Below are 18,653 nucleotides of genomic sequence, written 5' to 3' on the forward strand. Positions count from 1 at the left end.
TATTCAATCAGGAAAATGCTAAAATAAAAGTGCTGTGTTTGACCCCAACCCATTTTGATGAATCAATCGGAAAAGATGATTGGAGGAAACCATGAAACTGGGACTTTTCACCGCCGCGTTCGCGAAGAATTCATTGGAAGAAGTTGCCGAATGGGCGTCGGCCAACGCGTTTGAGACGCTGGAGATTGCCTGCTGGCCGGTAGGCAAGGCCAACCGCCGCTACGCAGGAGTGACCCATATCGATGTGAATGATCTGACACCGGCCAAGGCCAGCCAGATTTTGGGTTTGCTCGACAAACATAACCTGCAAATTTCCTCTCTGGGATATTACCCCAATCCCCTGCACCCAGACCCGGACCACCGCGAGCAGGTGATTGGGCATCTCAAGCAGGTGATTCTCGCGGCGGAAATGCTGAAGGTGGAAGTGGTTGGCACGTTCATTGGCAAGGATAAAGATAAGACGGTGGACGCCAATTTTGACGATTACGCGCGGATTTGGCCGCCGATTGTCAAATTCGCGAAAGAGCACGGCGTGAAGATTGCCATTGAAAACTGCCCGATGCTGTTCAGCTACGACGAGTGGCCGGGCGGCAACAATCTGGCCAGCACACCGGCTATCTGGAAGCGGATGTGGGAAATCATCCCTGATGATAATTTTGGCTTAAACCTGGACCCCTCTCACCTGATTCTGCAGATGATCGACCCGTACCGGGTGGTGCGTGAGTTCAAAGACAAAATTTTCCATGTGCATGCCAAAGACCTGATGATCGACCGCGAAGGGCTTTACCAGCATGGGGCGTTGTCACAGGGGATGGGCTGGCAGATTCCGCGCCTGCCGGGCCTGGGCGATATGGACTGGCCGAAGTTCATCGCCGCGCTGTACCAGAACGGCTACGATTCGTTCATCAGCATTGAACATGAAGACCGCGCTTTTGAAAAGACGGAAGAGCTGGTGAATCGCGGATTCTTAATTGCCCGGGATGTGCTGCGGCCTTTGATTCATTGATGCTAAATCACACACGTCGGGGCTGGACGGGAAGAAATGACCCCCCGGCGCTGCAAGGAGTTTGGATTGTCGATTAAGCTTTCTTCAGATCGATCACAGGCGATCAGCCTGGTGCTAATGTGTGGTGGGGTGCTGCTGTTGATCCTCAACATCATTCTGGGAGACAAGGTGAATATCTCCTTGCCGTTTGTGTTTATTCTACTGGGGGCGGCAGTTTTTGTTCTGACCTTTGCCCTCTCGAAACGCTGGCGCTGGGCGTTCGGGTTGTTCATTCCCGGTTCCATCCTGGTGGCGCTGGGGGTGATCTTTTTGCTGAATGTGATCACCAATGACTGGAATTCGTGGGCGTACGCCTGGCTGCTGCTGTTGGCCGGCGGCGGCTGGGGGCTGGCGCTGGCGGGTTGGTATGGAGAATGGCGCCGGGATATTCTCTTCATCGGGGCGATGCTGGTGGTATTCGGATTTGTGTTTTACGCCGTCTTTGGCGCGATTGCCGGCGGGGCGGTGATCCGCATATCCGCACCTATTCTGCTGGTGCTGGGCGGGCTGGCGCTGCGCTGGCTGCCGTTGGAGGATATCCTGCCGGAAACCGTATCGGATTGGCTGCGCCTCTCAAAGAAGGAGGAGGGCGGCAGCGTGATGGCGGGCGGGGTGAAGACCACTGCCAACCTGGTAGAGCCGCTCAGCACGCGCGAATTGGAAGTGCTGGCGCTGATCAACCGCGGCCTGTCCAACCCGGAGATCGCCGCCGAGCTGGTGGTTGCTCCCAGCACGATCAAGACGCATATCAACAACCTGTACGGTAAACTGGGCGTCCAGAACCGCGTGCAGGCCATTCAGCGCGCTCGCGAACTGGGCCTATTGGAATAAGGTTTAACCACACAGCCGGGTTCAATCGAACTTGAATCCGGCTGTGTTTATTTTGATTCAGGACTGAACCACTTGCTGTGCCCAGGCGGCTGCCCGTTCCAGCTCGCCATCCGCTAATGGGCCTTCGGTGCCTTTCACAAAGAAACCTTCCGGGGGGTGAATTACCCGGCCGCCTTTTTGGGCCAGCCGTTTGGAAATGGGATCGGCGGCATAGCCAAAGAATTTCACCATGATATTCAAAAAACGAGAATTGACCTCCTGCAAATCGGCGCGGGTATCAAAAGCAGCCACCTTAACACCGTCCAGCGCGTGACGGGGAATGGTCTTGAGAAACTGTTTGGCGGCGGGGGTGGGGCTGAAAGCGCGAGTAGGGGAACCGACAAAGAGGTAATCCAGGCCTTGCATCTCCTGCGCGGCGGCGTCCGCGACTTTGATCACCCGCACATCCCCTAATGGAGAAAGCGCTTCGCCGATGGCCCGGGCAATTTTTTCGGTATTGCCAAACACCGAATCATAGATAACCAATACTTTCATTTTTAACTCCTTGTGTGAAATCTCATTTTCCAAACCGCTCAAGCTGTTACAGGTTGGTCCATTTCTTGTTCAGATTTTGGGCTAGATGGAATACGCAAGAATGCCCACAGGACGAGAGCGCATACAGCGAGAATAATGCCGTTGACATAAAAGGGGATTGCTTCTCCATAAGTTTGATACAACCAGGTTCCGCCTAAGGGGCCAATCGTTGCGCCAAGATCGGCGCACATCAGGTAAAAACCATAGGCGCGCCCACGCTGCTGCCTGCCGGTCAGGTCGGCTACCAGCGCCTGCTCGGCTGGGTCGCCGGCGGCATAACACATGGCTTGAAACGCCCAGATGACCGATAAGGCAATAACACTCCCCAAATATGGCACGATGAAAGACGAAAGCGCGGCTGCTGCCAACCCAGCCAGCATCATCGGTTTACGCCCAATGCGGTCAGCCCATTTTCCAAATTGGGCGGGTAAAAAGGCCCACACCAGGCCCATCGGCAAGAAGGCCCAGGATAAGGTGTCGATTCCCACCCCGAGTCTCTCCTGCAAAAAAATAATCAGCACCGGAGAAATCATTGAAACGGACATTCCAGTGACGAAGGTGACCATCAGCAGCAGCACCCAGGGGCGCGACCATTGAATTGGGGTGTCTTTTGGTTGTGTTTCGTGGAGCGGCTTGGTCTCTGGTAATGTGCGCAGCGCCAGAAATAAAGCCGGAAGGCTGGTTAAGCAAAAGAACAGGAAAAGCAACGCCCAACTGCTCATCGTTGAATGATCAGGCAGCAGATTCGAGGCTGTGCCTAAAAGGAAAAAGCCGAGAAAAGTTCCCAGAATGGACCCCTGGCTGCTGGATTGGGTGATTTTTCCAAACGATCTGGCGCGCTGATCTTCACCTGCCACATCGGAGATAATGGCGCTGGCTGAAAGCCACATCAGCGATGACGCTATTCCCTGAATGATACGAGCCAGAACCAGTCCCCATACCTGACTGATTAGAGCGAAACTGAGCATGGTGAGCGCGTACCCGCCCAATCCAGCCAGAAAAAAGGTGCGCCGGCCGGCGCGATCCAACCCCAACCCAACCAGCGGGCGCAGAATCACGGTGACAAATGAAAAAGCCGAATAGAAAAGGCCAATTTCCACCACGCTGGCACCAATCTCTTTGCCGTACACAGGCAGGATCAGGCTGAGAAGAAAAAATGGAAGCGAGATAATGAAGATTGAACGCTGTAGAATGGATAGGATCGAAGTGGGTGAGTTCTTGCCCGGCATGCAAACCTCATTCAAGTGTCTGCCATAAGCTGATCATAAAAACGGATAGTTACATTATAAATATACGTCGAGTTGCTGATTAAGTTGTTTCTTCATCTTCTTGAGATGGATGACAGGAAAACCGCCAAGAAGGACGGTGCCGGATTGATATTTGGATTATAATGAAAATAATTTCATATATGAAAAACTTTCAATAATTGGGAGAGCGGCCAATGAACGCAACAATCTCGTTGAGAAAAGAGTGGTTTTCTGAAAAAGAGCAGCGACTGGTAACCGCCGGTGAATTGGCGGCCAGCCTGTTCTGCTTTGAAAGCGGCGTGCAGGCGGTGCGACTGAGCAACGTGCTGGGAGAGCTGGTTCTGCTTCCTTACCAGGGGCAGCAAATCTGGTCTGCCATGTTCCACGGGCGCGAGCTGGCGATGAAATCCATGTTCGACCAGCCGTACCCCACGCGCGATTTTCTGTCGAATTTTGGAGGCTTTTTGGTGCACTGCGGCGTGCTGGCTATGGGGTCGCCATCAGCGGAGGATTCACACCCCCTGCACGGCGAGCTGCCCAATGCTCCCTACCAGAAAGCGCAGCTCCTGTTGGGTGAGGATGAAAAGGGAACATACATCGCGCTGACCGGCGAGAACCGCCACACCGTCGCCTTCAACGCCAGTTACACCGCGCGGCCGTGTGTGAAGCTCTACGCGAACAGCGCGATTTTCGATGTTTCGATGACCGTTACGAATTTGAAAAACAGTGACATGCCGTTGATGTACCTGGCGCATGTCAACTTCCGGCCGGAAGTCAATGCCCGTCTGGCGCAGAGCGTGCTGCCCAATCCGCAGGCGATGCGCGTGCGCGCCGACGTGCCGGCGTTTATGCAGACGCCCGCAGGCTACCGCGAGTTTCTGGCGGAGTTGAAGCTGCACCCGGAGAAGCACCTGGCGCTGACGCCCGATCTCAAGTTTGACCCGGAGGTGGTTTTCTACTTCGACTACCTGGCCGATGAGCAGGGCTGGGCGCGCACTCTTCAAATCCACGCGGACGGCAGCGCGGATGTGGTGCGGCATAAGCCCGCTCAGCTGAACCGCGGCGTGCGCTGGATCTGCCGCACGGTGGACCAGGAAGCGTTAGGATTCGAGCCAGCCACAGCCGAGGTGGAAGGCTTTCGCGCGGAAGAGAAAAAGGGCAATGTGCGCGTGCTGGGCGGCGGCGAGAGCTTTTTCTGTGAATTGCAGGTGGGGCTGCTGACGTTCTCGGAAGCCGCTGAAGAAGAGCGGGCGATTGCCCGCGCAATTTCAGCGGTTGGGTAAGCGGATTACGCTGGAAAAAAAACAAACAAGAGGCTGTGCGCCTCGATGGGGTGGCAGCCTCTTGTTCTCTTACCGGTCATTCTCTTCGTGCAGGCGTTCTTTGATGCTTTGCAGTTGGGATTCCAGCCAGGCCTTTTGTGATTCCAGCCAGGTTTTTTCATCTCCAGGGGTTGCTGGCAGGGAGCGAACGCCAAAACCGCGCATGAAGCCTCGTCCCCGGCCCCATCCCGTATAACCGCCGCGGCATGGTCCCATACCTCTTCCAACTGGGCCGCTTCCAAACGGCCCTGTTCCATCTCTAGCAGGCATACGATTACTCCTTTCTATACATTATCCGTTCTGCTGATCAGCTCTGAGAGCAGTTCGCGGATGCTTTTCATTTCTTCGCGCCAATGTTTTAGAACCTCTTCACCTCGCTCCGTCAGGCGATAAACCCGCCGGGGAGGTCCCTGCGTTTCATCTCCATCCCAGGTGGACTGAATCCATTCCAGTTCTTCCATGTCTCGCAAGGTGCGGTAGACCACGCTGGGGTGGATGGTGCCCATGCCCATCTTCTCGAGGTCAGCAAGGAGGGGATACCCGTGGCGCGCCTGGTCATTAAGCAGAACCAGCAAGGCGGGTTCGAGCAGTGAAACGGCCAGCGGCGAGTGCCGCCCGCGGCCCCGACCCTCCGATTCCATTGCCCATCCCCGGCGATGTCTTGGCATACCCGCGTTCCTTTCTTGCGCTTCTACCGTATCATCAGTATATCACTCTATTCTATTAAAGTCAATAGAATTTTATAGAATAAAAAGTATTATTTATGAATGAATTATGAAGAAACCTTGAAAAATATGATTATCGTACTATAATAATGGTAATTAATTGGAAGCCTTGCCTGCCCTTGAGATGGGTTGGAAGATTCCTTTTGAGGATTGCGCTGGAAGGGCGATGATGAAGCGAAAGTAACGGTGGCGGTGTTGACCCAATTCAACGTGTTGAACTTAAACGATCAAGAGCCTGCTGAAATCCTGGTCGGGCGGAATTTGCGTGATCTGCGCACCCGGCAGGGGTTATCTCTGCGTGGGCTGGCAGATTTGAGCGGTTTGAATATCAACACCCTTAGCCTGGTGGAAAATGGCAAGTCCTCTCCTTCGGTGGGCACTTTGCAGCAGCTCGCCCAGGCGCTGAATGTGCCCATTTCCGCATTTTTTGAGATTCCTGCGGTTGAAAAAAGGATTGTTTTCACCAGCGCCGGGCAAAGGCCGCAAACCGCGTTCGGCAGCACCCAAATGCAAAACCTGGGTCAAGACTTTGCCGGTCAGGCGGTTCAGCCGTTTGTGGTGTGCTTGCAGCCAGGCATGGGCAGCGGAGACCGGATGATCGTTCACACCGGTTCAGAATTTGTTTACTGCCTGGGCGGCCGCATCCGGTACAGAATCGACGAGGAAGAGTATCTGATGACCGCTGGCGACAGCCTGCTGTTTGAATCGCACCTGCCGCATTGTTGGGAAAATATTGGGGAAGATGCGGCGCAAATTTTGCTTGTTCTTTACCCATCTGATGAACATGAAGAACCAGGTGGTAGACATTTTTCCATTCAAACATTGAAAAAGGAGATTAATATGAAAATTGCAGTGATCACCGATGACGGAAAGACGATCAGCCAGCATTTTGGCCGCGCGCAGTATTATTTGATCTTGACCATTGAAGAGGGGCAGGTGGTGGCGCGGGAGATGCGCAATAAGATGGGCCATTCCCATTTTGTTTCTCAATCACCCGCGGAGGAATCACACGGCGCCGGGCATGGCATGGATGCCTCTTCACACAACAAGCATGTCAGCATGGCTGAAACGATCGCGGATTGTAAAGTCTTATTGTGCGGCGGCATGGGAATGGGCGCGTACCAGAGCATGACCCAGCTCAACATCCAACCGGTGGTAACGACTCATCGCGATATTGACGAAGCCGTCCAGGCGTTTATCGATGGAAAACTGATTGACCATACGGAATTGCTGCACTAGGCTGAATTTCTGTAGTCGGGCCTGGAACGAAGTTATACCAAACAAGGATACAACATGATAATTTTTATCTCCGCGCAAGAGCCGAAATTGGATGGAGCCATTGATGAACGCTTTGGACGCTGCCCTTACTTGATCAAGATGGATACGGAAAGCGGCCAATGGGAAGCGCTTGCCAACCCCGGAGCAAGTCATTCTGGCGGGGCCGGTGTGGCCGCCGCGCAATTCTTGATTGATCAGAAGGCCAATGTTGCCATCAGCGGAGATTTTGGCCCGCACGCCGCCTCCGCGCTGGCCGCCGCAAATGTGGAGATGCGCCTGTTTGGCGATCACACCTCCAGCGTGCAGCAGATTCTCAGCCGTTATGAGCAGGGGCTGCTGCCCGCTTTCAAGTGAAAGAGGACTAGAAAATGCGAATCGCGGTAGCCAGCGGCAAAGGCGGAACCGGCAAAACGACCATCGCCACCAGTCTGGCGCTAAGCCTGTCGGCGGAACGAGAAACCTGGTACGTGGATTGTGACGTGGAGGCCCCGAATGGACATTTGTTCCTCAGGCCAAACTTTACCTACAGCACCCAGGCAGTAATTAAAATCCCACAAATTCAGGTCGACCAATGCACAATGTGTGGTAAATGTGTGGAAGTATGCCAGTTTCATGCCCTGGCGAATGTGGTTAAGTCCATTATGGTATTTCCGCAGCTTTGTCACGGATGCGGAAGCTGTACCTTAAACTGCCCGGTGCAGGCGATCAGCGAAGTGGATAACCCGATTGGCATGCTTGAGTCTGGCTTCACGGCCGAGGGCATTCAATTTCGACGCGGAGTATTAAGCATCAGCGAGCCAATGCCTACCCCGGTGATTCGCCAATTGAAGCGCATGGACCAGGCCCCCGACGATGCCCTGGTGATTCTGGATTCACCGCCGGGGGCGTCCTGCTCTGTGGTGGAGACGCTGCGCGGGGCGGACTACGCGCTGCTGGTAACCGAACCCACTCCCTTTGGCCTGCATGACCTGAAACAAATGATCGGAATTGTGCAGGATATGAATATTCCCGCCGGGATTGTGGTCAACCGCGATGGAATTGGCAGCCCGCAGGTGGAGGCCTATTTGCTTGAGCTCTCGCTTCCCATTCTGCTGCGCGTGCCGTTCGATAAAAAAATCGCCAGCGGGATCGCCGCGGGTGAATCGCTGATGGCTGTGCGTCCAGAGTACCGGCAGGATTTTGTGGAACTGTACCAGGCGATTTGTGATCAGGTGAAAGCAGGCAAACCATGCTAAACCAACCCCGTCGGGCGCAGCAGTTGGTGGTTTTAAGCGGAAAAGGGGGCACGGGTAAAACCAGTTTGTGCGCAGCATTCGCGCACCTGGCGAATCAAAATTCGCTTTCAGCCATATTCGTAGACGCGGATGTAGACGCCGCCAATCTCAGTCTGGTTCTACGCCCCAATCAGTCTGAAACGCATGAGTTCTGGGGCGGATCACTGGCGGAGATTACCCCGCACCTGTGCACGGGATGCGGCGCGTGTGAGTCGGTTTGTCGCTATGACGCGGCCTTACCCGATCCCCATTCCTTGGGAAAATATGCCATCGATCCCATCGCGTGTGATGGCTGCGCGGCGTGCGTTTATGCCTGCCCGGAAGAGGCCATCCGCATGGTTCAACAGCAGGAGGGTAACTGGTTCCATTCTCAAACTGCTTACGGAGAGCTGTTCCACGCCGAGCTGTTCCCCGGCCGGGAAAATTCCGGCAAACTGGTTACCCTGGTCAAGCAGCAGGCGCGCCTGAGGGCTGAAGAGTCTCATTTACCCCTGATGGTGGTGGATGGGCCGCCCGGCATTGGCTGCCCGGTGATCTCGGCCTGCGCCGGGGCAGACCTGGGGCTGGTGGTAACCGAGCCGAGCCTGGCCGGATTGCACGATCTGAAACGCGTGTTTGGAACGCTGCAACATTTCCATGTGCCGGTGCTGGTTTGCATCAATAAGGCTGATCTTTACCCGGAAGGCGCGCGCCAGATTCGGGAGTTTGCCGAAGAGCAGGGCGTTGAAATTGCCGGTGAGATTCCTTTTGACGAAAGCGTTCCCCAGGCCATGCTTGCCGGCCTTCCGATCAATGAAATGTTCCCCAAATCACCGGCTGCGCAAGCCGCGGCACAGACCTGGGCGGCGACGATGGCCAGGATGATGGATCTACAGGTGAACCGATGAACGAAAAGTTAATTGGTGCGGTGTTGGAAAAATTACGCGAGGTGATGGACCCGGAGACGGGTGTGGATGTGGTGCGCATGCGCCTGATCGAGAATTTGGTCTGCGACGAGGACGGGGATATTTCTTACACCTTTCGGCCTTCGTCCCCCCTTTGCCCCATCGCGGTTCCTTTGGCAATGGAAATCATTCAGGCGGTCAGCGATGTGCCGGGGGTTAACCGCCAGCACATGCAGGTGGTTGATTATGTTCAGGCTGACCAGCTCAATGCGTTATTGAAAACCATTTTGCAGTCTTGATGAACTGCCAATCAGCTTTTACCGATAGGTTCTGCTGATGTGATGAGTTGAAAGGGGTGAGGATGATCGCTTTTGGTCCAGTTCCATCCAGAAGGTTAGGACACAGCCTTGGAATTAATCACATCCCGCCCAAGCACTGCCCGTATTCCTGTGTATACTGCCAGGTGGGGAGAACGACTGCGCTCACCCTGAAGCGAAGAGTTTTTTATCCGCTGGCTCAAATTCTGCGTGAGGTAGAAGAAAAAATCGCCAGCAGCCGCCAGCTTGGCCTACCGATTGACTACTTAACCCTGGTGCCAGACGGTGAACCCACGCTCGATCTGCAATTGGGAGCAATAATCCAGTCGTTAAAACAATTTCAGATTCCTGTCGCGGTGATCTCAAATGCCGCTTTGATTGACCGGCCTGAAGTGCGGGAAGAATTGTCGGCCGCGGATTGGGTTTCTCTAAAAGTAGACACTGTTGATGATCTGGAATGGAAGAAAATAAATCGTCCGCAGGGTCATTTGGTTTTGTCTGCGCTACTCAACGGCATGATGGATTTCAAGCGTATGTTCTCAGGCACGCTGGTTACCGAAACCATGCTGGTGTCTGGAATCAATGAAAGCCAAGACTCTCTCCAGCGATTGGCAGCCTACTTATTGAAGCTTCAGCCTTCGCGTTCCTTCCTTTCCATCCCAACCCGCCCACCGGCTGAAACCTGGGTAAAATCACCGGAGGCAGGGCAGTTGGGAAGCATCCTGGAATTTTTCGCTGAGCGAGTACCCTTTATGGATTTATTGTTTGAAGCAGAGGCTGCTGATTTTCATTCAACCGGCAGCTTTGTTGATGACCTGCTGGCTATCACTGCTGTCCATCCAATTCGCGAACGCGCATTGCGAAAAATGGTAGAACAAGCCGGGGAAGACTGGTCAACCGTGGAGAGACTTGTTGCAGAAGCGCGGATGATTGCGATCCCCTATCGCGAAGAGGTTTTCTTCCTGCGTAAACACGCAGAAAAATAGGAGCGAAAGCCCTGATTGGAGGAAAAGAAAGGTATGGTATTCTATTTCTCGCTTATAATGAGCAAATGAATACAACCATCCCCACTTCTTTTTCTACGGATTCTGTCTACCGGCGGCTGGCGCGCGTGTTGGATGAGCTGCCGAACCGTTTTCCCGCGGCGGAGGACGAGTCGGATCTGCGCCTGCTGGCCAAGTTGTTCAGCGAGCCCGAAGCGGAACTGGCGGCGCAGTTATCACTTGACCTGGAAACCCCGGCACAGATCGCCGGGCGGTTGGGGCGCGATATGCGCGAGACGGCCGGTTTGCTGAAAGAGATGTCCAGAAAAGGGCTGATCACTATCGGCAAGACCAAAGAGGGGCGGCTGGGGTTTGGCTTGATGCCCTTTGTGGTGGGAATTTATGAAGCGCAGGTCAACCGCATGGACGCGGAAATGGCCGAGCTGTATGAAGCCTACTATCAATCGGCTTTCCACCGCGCGCTGCTGGAGCAGCCTCAGGTTCACCGCGTGATTCCAGTCGGCGAAAGCGTGAAGAATAATATGGAAGTGCGCCCGTTTGAGAGCGCGTCCGAGATTGTCAATATGGCGCAGTCGTGGGGCGTGGTAGACTGCATCTGCCGCACGCAAAAAGCTCTGATCGGTAAACCCTGCGGCCATCCGCTGGATGTGTGCATGATTTTGAGCACCCAGCCCAACGCCTTTGATAACAACGTGACCGGCATCCGCATGCAAACCCAGGAAGAAGCGCTGCAAACCTTGCAGCGCGCGGCGCAAGCCGGCCTGGTGCACTGTGTGAGCAACCATCAGCGCGAGCTGTGGTATATCTGCAATTGCTGTACCTGCTCTTGCGGTGTGCTGCGCGGGATGGCCGAAATGGGAATCGCGAATGTGGTGGCGCGCTCGGCGTTTGTCAACCAGGTGGACGAGAGCTTGTGCGTTGGCTGCGGGGAGTGCATGCAGGCTTGCCAGTTTAGCGCCCTGACGCTGGAAGACGTGATCCGCGTGGACGCGATGCGCTGTGTGGGCTGCGGCCTGTGCGTGCCGGTTTGCCCGCAAGACGCCTTGAGCCTGGTGCGCCGACCCGGAGAAGAAGATCCGCCGCCGACGGAAGAGGACTGGCGGCAGGTGCGCCGGTCCGCTCATCTCCATTAAACACCAGAAAAGAAGAAAACCGGCCTGAAAGGCCGGTTCTTTGTCTTCATGGAAATGCAATTTAGAAAAACACCTTGAACAGCTTGAGCGCCTGCTGCTTCCAGGGGACGCGGTGGGTTACGCCTTCGCCTTCGGTGAAGCCGTCTTTATTTTCCAGGTACCATTGGTAATTGCGCAGCATGGCCTCCTGGTTGGAGTACTGCGGGTCGAAGCCCAACACCTTCTGGGCTTTTTCGATTGAAACAAACGAATCTTTGGAAGCAGTCTCGTAGATCCAGGGGTAGAGGGGGGATAATTTCATGGCTTCCAGCACCTTCAGGGCAAGGATGACCGGCCCAACCGGGAAGGGGATGATGCGCTTGCCAAACCCGGCGGCATCCAGCACGGCCTGATAATCCTGCTTCATGGTGGTGTAGCGCGCCGCGCCAATGTTGAACGTGTCGTTCACCGCGTCCGCGTCGAGGGTGATGCAGGCATGGATGGCGCGGCACAGGTCTTCCACGTCGAGGAGCTGGTAGCGATTGTTTCCGGAACCGATCATGGGGAAATGGCGGCCTTCGCTGGCCCATTCATAGAAAATGGCGAAGACGCCCAACCGTTCCGGCCCCACAAAAGACTTGGGGCGCAAGACGGGCACACACATCCCTTTATCGCGAAATTCATGGCAGATTTCTTCGGCTTTGACTTTGGCCTCACCATAAGGCCCCACGCCGATCATTTTGTCCGTTTCATACAGCGGATGGTGGTCGGGAACGCCGTACACAGCGGTAGAAGAAATATGAATGAAGCGCTTGACGCCGTATTCCAACGCCTGTTCAAACAGAATACGGGTGCCTTCCACATCGGTGGAGTAAATTTCTTCGGGGGTGTAGAGCGGCAGGGCGGCGGCGGTGTGAATAACAATATCCGCGCCTTGCATGCTGCGTTTCACCGCCTCACGGTCGCGGATGTCTCCTTGCAGGAAGGTGATTTGATCACGTTCCGGGTAAGTAAAGTCCACCAGGTCGATGCCAGAAATGTCTTCATATCCCTGTGCAAGCAGGTACCGCACCAGATTGATGCTGAGAAATCCGCTGATGCCGGTGATATAAATTTTCATAGTTTAGTTCCTCTTTCATTGCAGAATTATCCTGCAAAAATCCGCGAATGATAAAGATTGCCCCAAAAATTAGTTTGTCTTACCGCATTATAATGCAATCCGCGATGGGATTAGAATTACAGTATTGTAATTTCCTTGAAATACCTGAGGGCCGTGCTCACAACCCCCTGGACTTAAAGAACAACCGATCGGCCAGGTAGGAAGGGAATACCGTCTTACAAGTAAAGAAATAGTTGAAAAAGTCCAAATTCGACCAATAAATAACGAAGAAGCATTTTTCTTCGCGTGAATTGTGTATAATAAATGAGAACCTGGAGATATATAAACCGTTGCTTGAATAGGCGGAAAGTCCGGATTCAAAATCAATTCACACGAGGAGGAAACGTATGGGTACTAAAGGACGATCTATCGTCGGTATGGATGTAGATGAATTATTGGCAACTCTCAACCGCGCGTTCGCAGATGAATGGCTGGCCTACTACCAGTATTGGCTGGGCGCGAAAGTGGTGAAAGGCCCGATGAAAGACGCGGTTGCTTCTGAGCTGCTTTTGCATGCCACCGAAGAACTGTCCCACGCGGACATGCTCGCCGCGCGTATCATCCAACTGGGCGGCACGCCATTGATTACCCCGGAAGAGTGGTTCAAGAACACCCACTGCGGTTATGACGCGCCCACGGATGCCTTTGTGAAAGAAATTTTGGCCCAGAACATCAAGGGCGAGCAGTGCGCCATCGATGTGTACCAGAAGGTACTGGAGATGGTCAAGGACAAAGACCCCGTAACTTACAATATTGTCCTGACCATTCTGGAGCAAGAAGTGGAGCACGAAGAAGACTTGCAGTCACTGGATGAAGACATTGAAATGCTGATGATTCGCAAGTAAAGAATTTCAACAACAACCGGACGGTTGATTGGCCGTCCGGTTTTGTTTTTAATCGGGTTTGGGTGTTTCTGATTGTCTGAAAGTTCTACTGAATTGAAATAAGCAGCTTTTTGGGTGAAAGCTATCCAATTTTATATCGCTGTGGGAATGGCCTGCGCCCAGGCCTCAATCTGCGGCCAGTTGCGGTAATCACCTTCCGGCACCTGCATGGACGAAACCACCATCTTTTCAAGCAGGTTCAGGTGAGACAAATTGATCGTACCGGCGAACAGGCCTTCGCTTTGCGGTTTGACCACCGCCCGCGCGGGGATCAGGTAATCGCTGACGATTTTGCGGTTTTCATCCGTATCTTCGCGAAGGGTCATGCAGGCAATAAATATATGAAACGACTTGTTCTGTAAGGCGGACTGATTCTTCTCGATAAAGTCCATGGCTTTGGGAATGATTTTTCCGATGTAGATTCCGCTGCCGACGATCACGGTGGCGTACGCGCTCAGATCGTTGACCTGTTCGACAGGCATCACATCCACGGCCAGGCCCTGGTTTGCATATTGCTCGCCAATATGAGTCGCGATGCCCGCCGCTGTACCGGCTTTGGTGGCGTATGCGATTAAGATGCGATTCAATCCGTTGGATTCCGTAGAGAAGGTGGGCTTCTCCAGGGGAGGGCGGTAGGTCGCCACCAGGCTGGTGCCGCCGCACAAGACGACCCCGCTAGCCGCGCCGATGAGCAGGCCTTTTTTCAGGAAATTGCGGCGAGAAATCGGTTCAGACATTTGACCTCCACAGAGACAATCCAGTTTCGCTGCAACAGTACCGTCCAAACTTTATTCTACTGGTAAATTCTTGTTCTTGATAGTGATCTTAAGCAGCAATGATTATGATAGAGAGTTCTGGTTATTTTTCTGAAAAACCGGGCCGTCTTTGCAGGTCAGCCAGCCCTGCGGCACGCCGGTTTGCTGGCAAATCTCGGGGTCAAGCTCGCAAGAGCCGCACAAGCCCATGCCGCAGCGAATTAAGGCTTCCCAGGAAAGCTGGCAGTTGATGGACTTTTCTTCGCACAGGCGCGCGACCGCCACCAGCATGGGCACCGGACCGCAGGCATAAACGGTATCGGGTGAAAAGGTCTCGATGGCGGCTTGAACCGCCTGGGTTACCAGACCTTTCTCGCCCGCCGAACCGTCATCGGTGGTGATCCGGGTGCGGCAGCCGGCGCTTTCAAACGCAGAAACCAGCATTAAATCCGCCTGGCCGCGCGCGCCCAGGCAGACCTGCACTTCCTCTCCGCGGGCCAAAAGGGTTTGCGCCAGGTAGAAGAGCGGCGCGGCGCCGTACCCGCCGCCGACCAGCAAATGCCGCCTGCCGCCGGGCTGGTAGCCGCTGCCCAGCGGGCCGCGGACCCACACCCGCTCTCCAATCTTCAATTGGCAAAGCGCCTGGCTGACTGGCCCAACCGCCACCACGGTGATCTTTAGCGGATCACTGCCGGCGATACTGAAGGGCTTTTCGCCAACCTCCGGCAGCCAGGCCATCAGGTATTGGCCGGGCTGCGCGTGGGTCAGCGGGCGGTCAAAGACCAATGAGCGCGCGCGCTCATTTTCCATTTGAATGTCAACAATTCTTAACGGCGAGAAACTCAAAGGGGTGGTCATTGAATGGCTATGCCTCGCATTTCTTCGATGGATGAATATCCGGCCGCTTGCATCCATTCGGCCAGCTCGCTGACGATGGCGTCGAACACCTCTGGACCGCGGTACCAGGCCGCGCTGCCAATGCCCACGGCCGATGCCCCGGCCATGATCATCTCGGCCGCGTCGCGCCCGGTGGTGATGCCGCCGGTGCCGATGATTGGCACTTTCACCGCGCGGGCAATTTCGGCCACGCAGCGCAGGGCGATGGGTTTGAGCGCTGGGCCGGAGATGCCGCCCATTTTGTTGGCCAGCACGGGTCTGCCCGCGTCGGCGTCGATGACCATACCCGGCATGGTATTGACGGCGGTGATGGCGTCCGCGCCAGCCTCTACCACCGCGCGGGCGATCCGCGCGATTACCGGCACGTTGGGGGCCAGTTTGACGCTGATGGGGATATCCGTGGCGGCTTTCACCGCCGCGGTCACCGCCGCGGCGGTCTCAGGCAGGCCGGCGAAAGGTGTGCCAAATTCATCGCCCACGTTGGGGCAGGAGATATTCACTTCGATCAGGTCAGGCAGCGCTGCAGAGACTTTGCGCGCCACTTCGGCAAAGGCTTCCACGCTGGGGGCGAAGATGCTGGCAATCAGCGGCACACCCAGCGGGCGCAGGCGCTGTGCCGAAGCAGTCAGGTGGCGGGTTTCCTCCTCAATGCCGGGGTTGGTCAGGCCGATGGCGTTGATCAATCCGCCGCCCCAATCCAGGCAGACTGGATTGGGATGGCCGGCGCGTGGCTCGGGTCCGCAGCTTTTCGAGGTAACCGCCCCGGCCCCGGCGCGGGCAACACGCTCGAGCAAGGTGGGGCTGGTGCCTAAAATGCCCGAAGCCAGCACGGTAGGGTTCTTCAGGTGAAGGTTTAAGAAGGCACAGGATAAATCGGTCATAGATATCAGGCCTGCTCCAGGTAGGCCCACACTTCCTGGTAGGTGGGCGCGTCAATCAGGTTTTGCTCCCGCAACAAGGTGAGGATCTCGCGGATGGTAACCACAGCGTGCAGGGTAAGGTTGGCGGAGCGATGCAGTTCTTCGCGCCCGCCTTGCTCGCGGTCAACCAGCACAATCACGTCGCGCACCTGCAGCCCGGCCTGCTGGAGGGTCTCGGCGGCTTTGATGATGCTGCCGCCGCTGGTAACCACGTCTTCCAGCATCACGGCCGTTTGCCCAGGGGTATACGCGCCTTCAATCGCCTGGCCGGTGCCGTATTGTTTCACTTCTTTACGTGGGTAGATCATGGGCTGTTGCAGGCGGGCTGCCACTACAGCGGTAGCGGGCAGGGCGGCGTAGGGCACGCCGGCCAGCAGGTCGTAGGAGATGGTTCGCGCTAATTGCGCGTAGCCGTTGACTACCATTTCAAATAACGCGGGGAAGGAGATCACCCTCCGCAGGTCAATGTAAATGGGGGAAGACTTTCCGGAGGCCAGGGTGAATTGGCCGAACTTGATGCAGCCGGTTTCAAAGAGGCTGGCGACCAGTTTCTCTTTATAACTTCGCGCTTTGGAGAAGGTGGCAGCCTGCTGGCGCAGTGTGTTGATCTGGTCGCGCAGCTCAATAGCCGCCTGGCGCGGGTCGGCGGCTGCGATCACCCCGCGGGATACGGGCAGGATCAGGCCTTTGCCGTCGGGGCGCAGACCGGCTTTCAGGGCCGCTTCCAGGTCGCCGCCCTGCGCGCCCACACCGGGCGCCAAAATCCAATGTTCGGGGCAGCGCGCGCGCACCGCGGCCATTGCTTCGGGCTGGGTGGCGCCCACTACAAACCCAATCTGGTCCGCGCCGCCCCAGGTTTTGGATGTCTCCGCGATCAATTCGTATAGCGCGGGCTGGCCGTGATGCTGCACCTGGGCTGCCGAGGGGTTGGAGGTGTGGCAGAGGATGAAGGCCGCTTTACCTTCCGTTTTGAGGAAGGGCTTGATGCTGTCTTCTCCGAGATACGGCGAGAGGGTAACTGCGTCGGCGTGCCACTGCTGGTAGGCGGCGTTGGCGTAGGCCTGCGCGGTAGAGCCAATGTCGCCGCGCTTGGCGTCCAACAGATGCGGGATGCCTTCGGGGATCAGGGATACCGTGCGCTGCAAGGCGCGAAGCCCAGCCAGGCCGTATTGTTCGTAAAAGGCAAAATTGGGCTTGTAACAGCACACCACTTCGTGTGTTTGCTCAATGATGCGCTGCCCCCAGGCCACCAGCTGCGATTCGATCTCGGCGGGGTCGCTGACCCCTTTGAGCGATTCGAGCTGTGGATCTAACCCCACGCACAACAGGCTGTTGTTGCGTTCAATCGCGGCTTCCAGTTTTTCAAAAAATGACATCCTCAGCCTCCTTTCCCCTTGAATGAATACGGATCAGGCCTGCCCCAACACGGCAGCCAGCAGCGCCATGCGCACATACATGCCATTTTTTACCTGGCGGAAGTAAGCGGCGCGTGGGTCTTTGTCGACGGTGTAATGGATTTCGCCAACGCGCGGAAGGGGGTGCATGACGACCATCTTGTCTTTCGCGTTTGCCATCACCTCAGGGGTGATTTCAAAGTAGTTTTTCACCTCTTCGTATTGCGCCATGTCGGTAAAGCGTTCTTTCTGGATGCGGGTAACATAGAGCACGTCCACGTCTTTGATCACGTCTTCCACGCGGTCGGTTTCGCGCACGTCAATGCCTTTGTCAATCAGCTCGTTCATCATGCCCAGTGGCAGGCGCAGCACATCCGGCGAGACCAGACGCAGGCTGATATCGTAATTCATCAACAGTTTGGTCAGGCTGTGCACGGTGCGGCCGTTGCGAAGGTCGCCAACCATGGCGACGCGCAGCCCATTCAGGCTGCCCAATTCTTTGCGGATGGTATACAAATCCAGCAGGGCCTGGGTGGGGTGCTCGCCAGCGCCATCACCGGCGTTGATCACCGGCACGCCGGAGTACTTGGCGGTTTTGGCCACCGAGCCGATCTCGGGATGGCGCAGGACAATCACGTCCGAATACTGCTCAAGGGTGATGATCGTGTCGACCAGGCTTTCACCTTTGGAAACCGAGGAGTATTGAATACCCTGGGTGATCGGAATGACATTGCCGCCCAGGCGTTCCATGGCGGCGATGAAGGACGCGCTGGTGCGGGTGCTGGGCTCGTAGAATACGCAGGCCAGGGTATAGCCATGCAGCAGGTCGCAAGCGCCCACTGTTTCCACCATTTCACTCATTTCGTCCGTGCGGGTAAAAATGTAAGCCAGGCCGTCGCGGTCGAACTGGTCTACCGACAAAATGTCTTTCTTGAAGAAACCATTTTGGAAACCGGGTTTTCGCGACATTTTGGTCAGGTCAAACAGTTTGGGCAGGTCGATACTATTCATGTCTTTATGCTCCTCAGCAAA

The 18,653-nt window shown here is 55.5% G+C and carries 21 protein-coding genes; 11 read left to right on the forward strand and 10 right to left on the reverse strand.

Features of this window, described 5'->3' with window-relative positions:
- Positions 1-91: 91 nt before the first annotated feature.
- Positions 92-1,006: a sugar phosphate isomerase/epimerase family protein gene (locus ADN00_RS06280; protein ID WP_075062101.1), complete on the forward strand. Its 915-nt coding sequence runs from the start codon at positions 92-94 to the stop codon at positions 1,004-1,006.
- A 66-nt stretch (positions 1,007-1,072) separates the two neighbouring features.
- On the forward strand, positions 1,073-1,876 hold the full coding sequence (locus ADN00_RS06285; protein ID WP_075062102.1) for a helix-turn-helix transcriptional regulator: 804 nt from the start codon (positions 1,073-1,075) through the stop codon (positions 1,874-1,876).
- Between the two features lie 57 nt (positions 1,877-1,933).
- Here the strand turns inward: ADN00_RS06285 and ADN00_RS06290 are convergent, their stop codons facing one another.
- Positions 1,934-2,410 (reverse strand): flavodoxin family protein, encoded by a 477-nt coding sequence (locus ADN00_RS06290; protein WP_075062103.1) that lies wholly within the window; start codon positions 2,408-2,410, stop codon positions 1,934-1,936.
- A gap of 38 nt (positions 2,411-2,448) precedes the next feature.
- Positions 2,449-3,678 (reverse strand): MFS transporter, encoded by a 1,230-nt coding sequence (locus tag ADN00_RS06295; protein ID WP_075062104.1) that lies wholly within the window; start codon positions 3,676-3,678, stop codon positions 2,449-2,451.
- 212 nt (positions 3,679-3,890) lie between these two features.
- On the opposite strand from ADN00_RS06295, the gene ADN00_RS06300 reads away from it, so the two are divergent.
- The gene (locus ADN00_RS06300; RefSeq protein ID WP_075062105.1) at positions 3,891-4,979 is read left to right on the forward strand and encodes a DUF4432 family protein; all 1,089 of its coding nucleotides are present in this window, start codon (positions 3,891-3,893) and stop codon (positions 4,977-4,979) included.
- A gap of 69 nt (positions 4,980-5,048) precedes the next feature.
- Here the strand turns inward: ADN00_RS06300 and ADN00_RS19975 are convergent, their stop codons facing one another.
- Both ADN00_RS19975 and ADN00_RS06310 read right to left on the reverse strand, forming a co-directional pair.
- Complete coding sequence (locus tag ADN00_RS19975; RefSeq protein ID WP_075062106.1) at positions 5,049-5,288, reverse strand: DUF5320 domain-containing protein; 240 nt, start codon at positions 5,286-5,288, stop codon at positions 5,049-5,051.
- 14 nt (positions 5,289-5,302) lie between these two features.
- A complete protein-coding gene (locus ADN00_RS06310; protein ID WP_082389940.1) occupies positions 5,303-5,686 on the reverse strand; it encodes a PadR family transcriptional regulator in 384 nt (127 codons plus the stop codon).
- Positions 5,687-5,893: 207 nt separating this feature from the next.
- Here ADN00_RS06310 and ADN00_RS19500 point away from each other — a divergent pair, with 207 nt between their 5' ends.
- The 7 genes from ADN00_RS19500 to ADN00_RS06355 all read left to right on the forward strand — a co-directional run bounded on the left by ADN00_RS19500 (position 5,894) and on the right by ADN00_RS06355 (position 11,633).
- Complete coding sequence (locus ADN00_RS19500) at positions 5,894-6,982, forward strand: NifB/NifX family molybdenum-iron cluster-binding protein (protein ID WP_082389941.1); 1,089 nt, start codon at positions 5,894-5,896, stop codon at positions 6,980-6,982.
- A gap of 54 nt (positions 6,983-7,036) precedes the next feature.
- Positions 7,037-7,375, forward strand: coding sequence for a NifB/NifX family molybdenum-iron cluster-binding protein (locus tag ADN00_RS06330; RefSeq protein ID WP_075062108.1), 339 nt, complete (start codon positions 7,037-7,039; stop codon positions 7,373-7,375).
- A gap of 14 nt (positions 7,376-7,389) precedes the next feature.
- Positions 7,390-8,256: an ATP-binding protein gene (locus ADN00_RS06335; RefSeq protein ID WP_075062109.1), complete on the forward strand. Its 867-nt coding sequence runs from the start codon at positions 7,390-7,392 to the stop codon at positions 8,254-8,256.
- Positions 8,250-9,182, forward strand: coding sequence for an ATP-binding protein (locus ADN00_RS06340; RefSeq protein WP_075062110.1), 933 nt, complete (start codon positions 8,250-8,252; stop codon positions 9,180-9,182). Before ADN00_RS06335 ends, ADN00_RS06340 begins: the two co-directional genes overlap by 7 nt.
- Positions 9,179-9,478: a metal-sulfur cluster assembly factor gene (locus tag ADN00_RS06345; RefSeq protein ID WP_075062111.1), complete on the forward strand. Its 300-nt coding sequence runs from the start codon at positions 9,179-9,181 to the stop codon at positions 9,476-9,478. Before ADN00_RS06340 ends, ADN00_RS06345 begins: the two co-directional genes overlap by 4 nt.
- Before the next feature lie 62 nt (positions 9,479-9,540).
- Positions 9,541-10,482 carry a radical SAM protein gene (locus tag ADN00_RS06350; RefSeq protein ID WP_075062112.1) on the forward strand — a complete coding sequence of 314 codons (942 nt, stop codon included), beginning with the start codon at positions 9,541-9,543 and terminating at the stop codon, positions 10,480-10,482.
- 65 nt (positions 10,483-10,547) lie between these two features.
- Positions 10,548-11,633, forward strand: coding sequence for an ATP-binding protein (locus ADN00_RS06355; protein ID WP_075062113.1), 1,086 nt, complete (start codon positions 10,548-10,550; stop codon positions 11,631-11,633).
- Positions 11,634-11,694: 61 nt separating this feature from the next.
- Here ADN00_RS06355 and ADN00_RS06360 read toward each other — a convergent pair whose 3' ends face one another.
- Entirely contained in the window at positions 11,695-12,732 is a 1,038-nt protein-coding gene (locus ADN00_RS06360; RefSeq protein ID WP_075062114.1) for an NAD-dependent epimerase/dehydratase family protein, read from the reverse strand.
- 386 nt (positions 12,733-13,118) lie between these two features.
- Here ADN00_RS06360 and ADN00_RS06365 point away from each other — a divergent pair, with 386 nt between their 5' ends.
- On the forward strand, positions 13,119-13,616 hold the full coding sequence (locus ADN00_RS06365; protein WP_075062115.1) for a ferritin-like domain-containing protein: 498 nt from the start codon (positions 13,119-13,121) through the stop codon (positions 13,614-13,616).
- Between the two features lie 131 nt (positions 13,617-13,747).
- On the opposite strand, the gene ADN00_RS06370 is transcribed toward ADN00_RS06365, so the two are convergent.
- The 5 genes from ADN00_RS06370 to pyrB form a co-directional block, all read right to left on the reverse strand.
- Positions 13,748-14,392 carry a flavodoxin domain-containing protein gene (locus ADN00_RS06370; protein ID WP_075062116.1) on the reverse strand — a complete coding sequence of 215 codons (645 nt, stop codon included), beginning with the start codon at positions 14,390-14,392 and terminating at the stop codon, positions 13,748-13,750.
- 102 nt (positions 14,393-14,494) lie between these two features.
- The gene (locus tag ADN00_RS06375; RefSeq protein ID WP_160317477.1) at positions 14,495-15,268 is read right to left on the reverse strand and encodes an iron-sulfur cluster-binding protein; all 774 of its coding nucleotides are present in this window, start codon (positions 15,266-15,268) and stop codon (positions 14,495-14,497) included.
- A complete protein-coding gene (locus tag ADN00_RS06380; protein WP_075062117.1) occupies positions 15,265-16,188 on the reverse strand; it encodes a dihydroorotate dehydrogenase in 924 nt (307 codons plus the stop codon). Before ADN00_RS06380 ends, ADN00_RS06375 begins: the two co-directional genes overlap by 4 nt.
- A gap of 5 nt (positions 16,189-16,193) precedes the next feature.
- Positions 16,194-17,603: an orotidine-5'-phosphate decarboxylase gene (pyrF, locus tag ADN00_RS06385; protein ID WP_075062118.1), complete on the reverse strand. Its 1,410-nt coding sequence runs from the start codon at positions 17,601-17,603 to the stop codon at positions 16,194-16,196.
- A 33-nt stretch (positions 17,604-17,636) separates the two neighbouring features.
- Positions 17,637-18,632, reverse strand: coding sequence for an aspartate carbamoyltransferase (gene pyrB, locus ADN00_RS06390; RefSeq protein ID WP_201781150.1), 996 nt, complete (start codon positions 18,630-18,632; stop codon positions 17,637-17,639).
- Positions 18,633-18,653 lie beyond the last annotated feature (21 nt).

Source organism: Ornatilinea apprima (assembly GCF_001306115.1).
In the GTDB taxonomy this organism is placed as follows: domain Bacteria; phylum Chloroflexota; class Anaerolineae; order Anaerolineales; family Anaerolineaceae; genus Ornatilinea; species Ornatilinea apprima.

Excerpts from the sequence above, each read along its gene's own strand:
- ADN00_RS06375 (WP_160317477.1), bottom strand. The coding sequence starts at position 15,268 with ATGACCACCCCTTTGAGTTTCTCGCCGTTAAGAATTGTTGACATTCAA.
- pyrF (WP_075062118.1), bottom strand. The coding sequence starts at position 17,603 with ATGTCATTTTTTGAAAAACTGGAAGCCGCGATTGAACGCAACAACAGC.
- ADN00_RS06345 (WP_075062111.1), top strand. The coding sequence starts at position 9,179 with ATGAACGAAAAGTTAATTGGTGCGGTGTTGGAAAAATTACGCGAGGTG.
- ADN00_RS06335 (WP_075062109.1), top strand. The coding sequence starts at position 7,390 with ATGCGAATCGCGGTAGCCAGCGGCAAAGGCGGAACCGGCAAAACGACC.
- ADN00_RS06295 (WP_075062104.1), bottom strand. The coding sequence starts at position 3,678 with ATGCCGGGCAAGAACTCACCCACTTCGATCCTATCCATTCTACAGCGT.
- ADN00_RS06380 (WP_075062117.1), bottom strand. The coding sequence starts at position 16,188 with ATGACCGATTTATCCTGTGCCTTCTTAAACCTTCACCTGAAGAACCCT.
- ADN00_RS06355 (WP_075062113.1), top strand. The coding sequence starts at position 10,548 with ATGAATACAACCATCCCCACTTCTTTTTCTACGGATTCTGTCTACCGG.
- ADN00_RS06370 (WP_075062116.1), bottom strand. The coding sequence starts at position 14,392 with ATGTCTGAACCGATTTCTCGCCGCAATTTCCTGAAAAAAGGCCTGCTC.
- ADN00_RS06350 (WP_075062112.1), top strand. The coding sequence starts at position 9,541 with ATGATCGCTTTTGGTCCAGTTCCATCCAGAAGGTTAGGACACAGCCTT.
- pyrB (WP_201781150.1), bottom strand. The coding sequence starts at position 18,632 with ATGAATAGTATCGACCTGCCCAAACTGTTTGACCTGACCAAAATGTCG.
- ADN00_RS06290 (WP_075062103.1), bottom strand. The coding sequence starts at position 2,410 with ATGAAAGTATTGGTTATCTATGATTCGGTGTTTGGCAATACCGAAAAA.
- ADN00_RS19975 (WP_075062106.1), bottom strand. The coding sequence starts at position 5,288 with ATGCCTGCTAGAGATGGAACAGGGCCGTTTGGAAGCGGCCCAGTTGGA.
- ADN00_RS06330 (WP_075062108.1), top strand. The coding sequence starts at position 7,037 with ATGATAATTTTTATCTCCGCGCAAGAGCCGAAATTGGATGGAGCCATT.
- ADN00_RS06310 (WP_082389940.1), bottom strand. The coding sequence starts at position 5,686 with ATGCCAAGACATCGCCGGGGATGGGCAATGGAATCGGAGGGTCGGGGC.
- ADN00_RS06360 (WP_075062114.1), bottom strand. The coding sequence starts at position 12,732 with ATGAAAATTTATATCACCGGCATCAGCGGATTTCTCAGCATCAATCTG.
- ADN00_RS06280 (WP_075062101.1), top strand. The coding sequence starts at position 92 with ATGAAACTGGGACTTTTCACCGCCGCGTTCGCGAAGAATTCATTGGAA.
- ADN00_RS06340 (WP_075062110.1), top strand. The coding sequence starts at position 8,250 with ATGCTAAACCAACCCCGTCGGGCGCAGCAGTTGGTGGTTTTAAGCGGA.
- ADN00_RS06300 (WP_075062105.1), top strand. The coding sequence starts at position 3,891 with ATGAACGCAACAATCTCGTTGAGAAAAGAGTGGTTTTCTGAAAAAGAG.
- ADN00_RS06365 (WP_075062115.1), top strand. The coding sequence starts at position 13,119 with ATGGGTACTAAAGGACGATCTATCGTCGGTATGGATGTAGATGAATTA.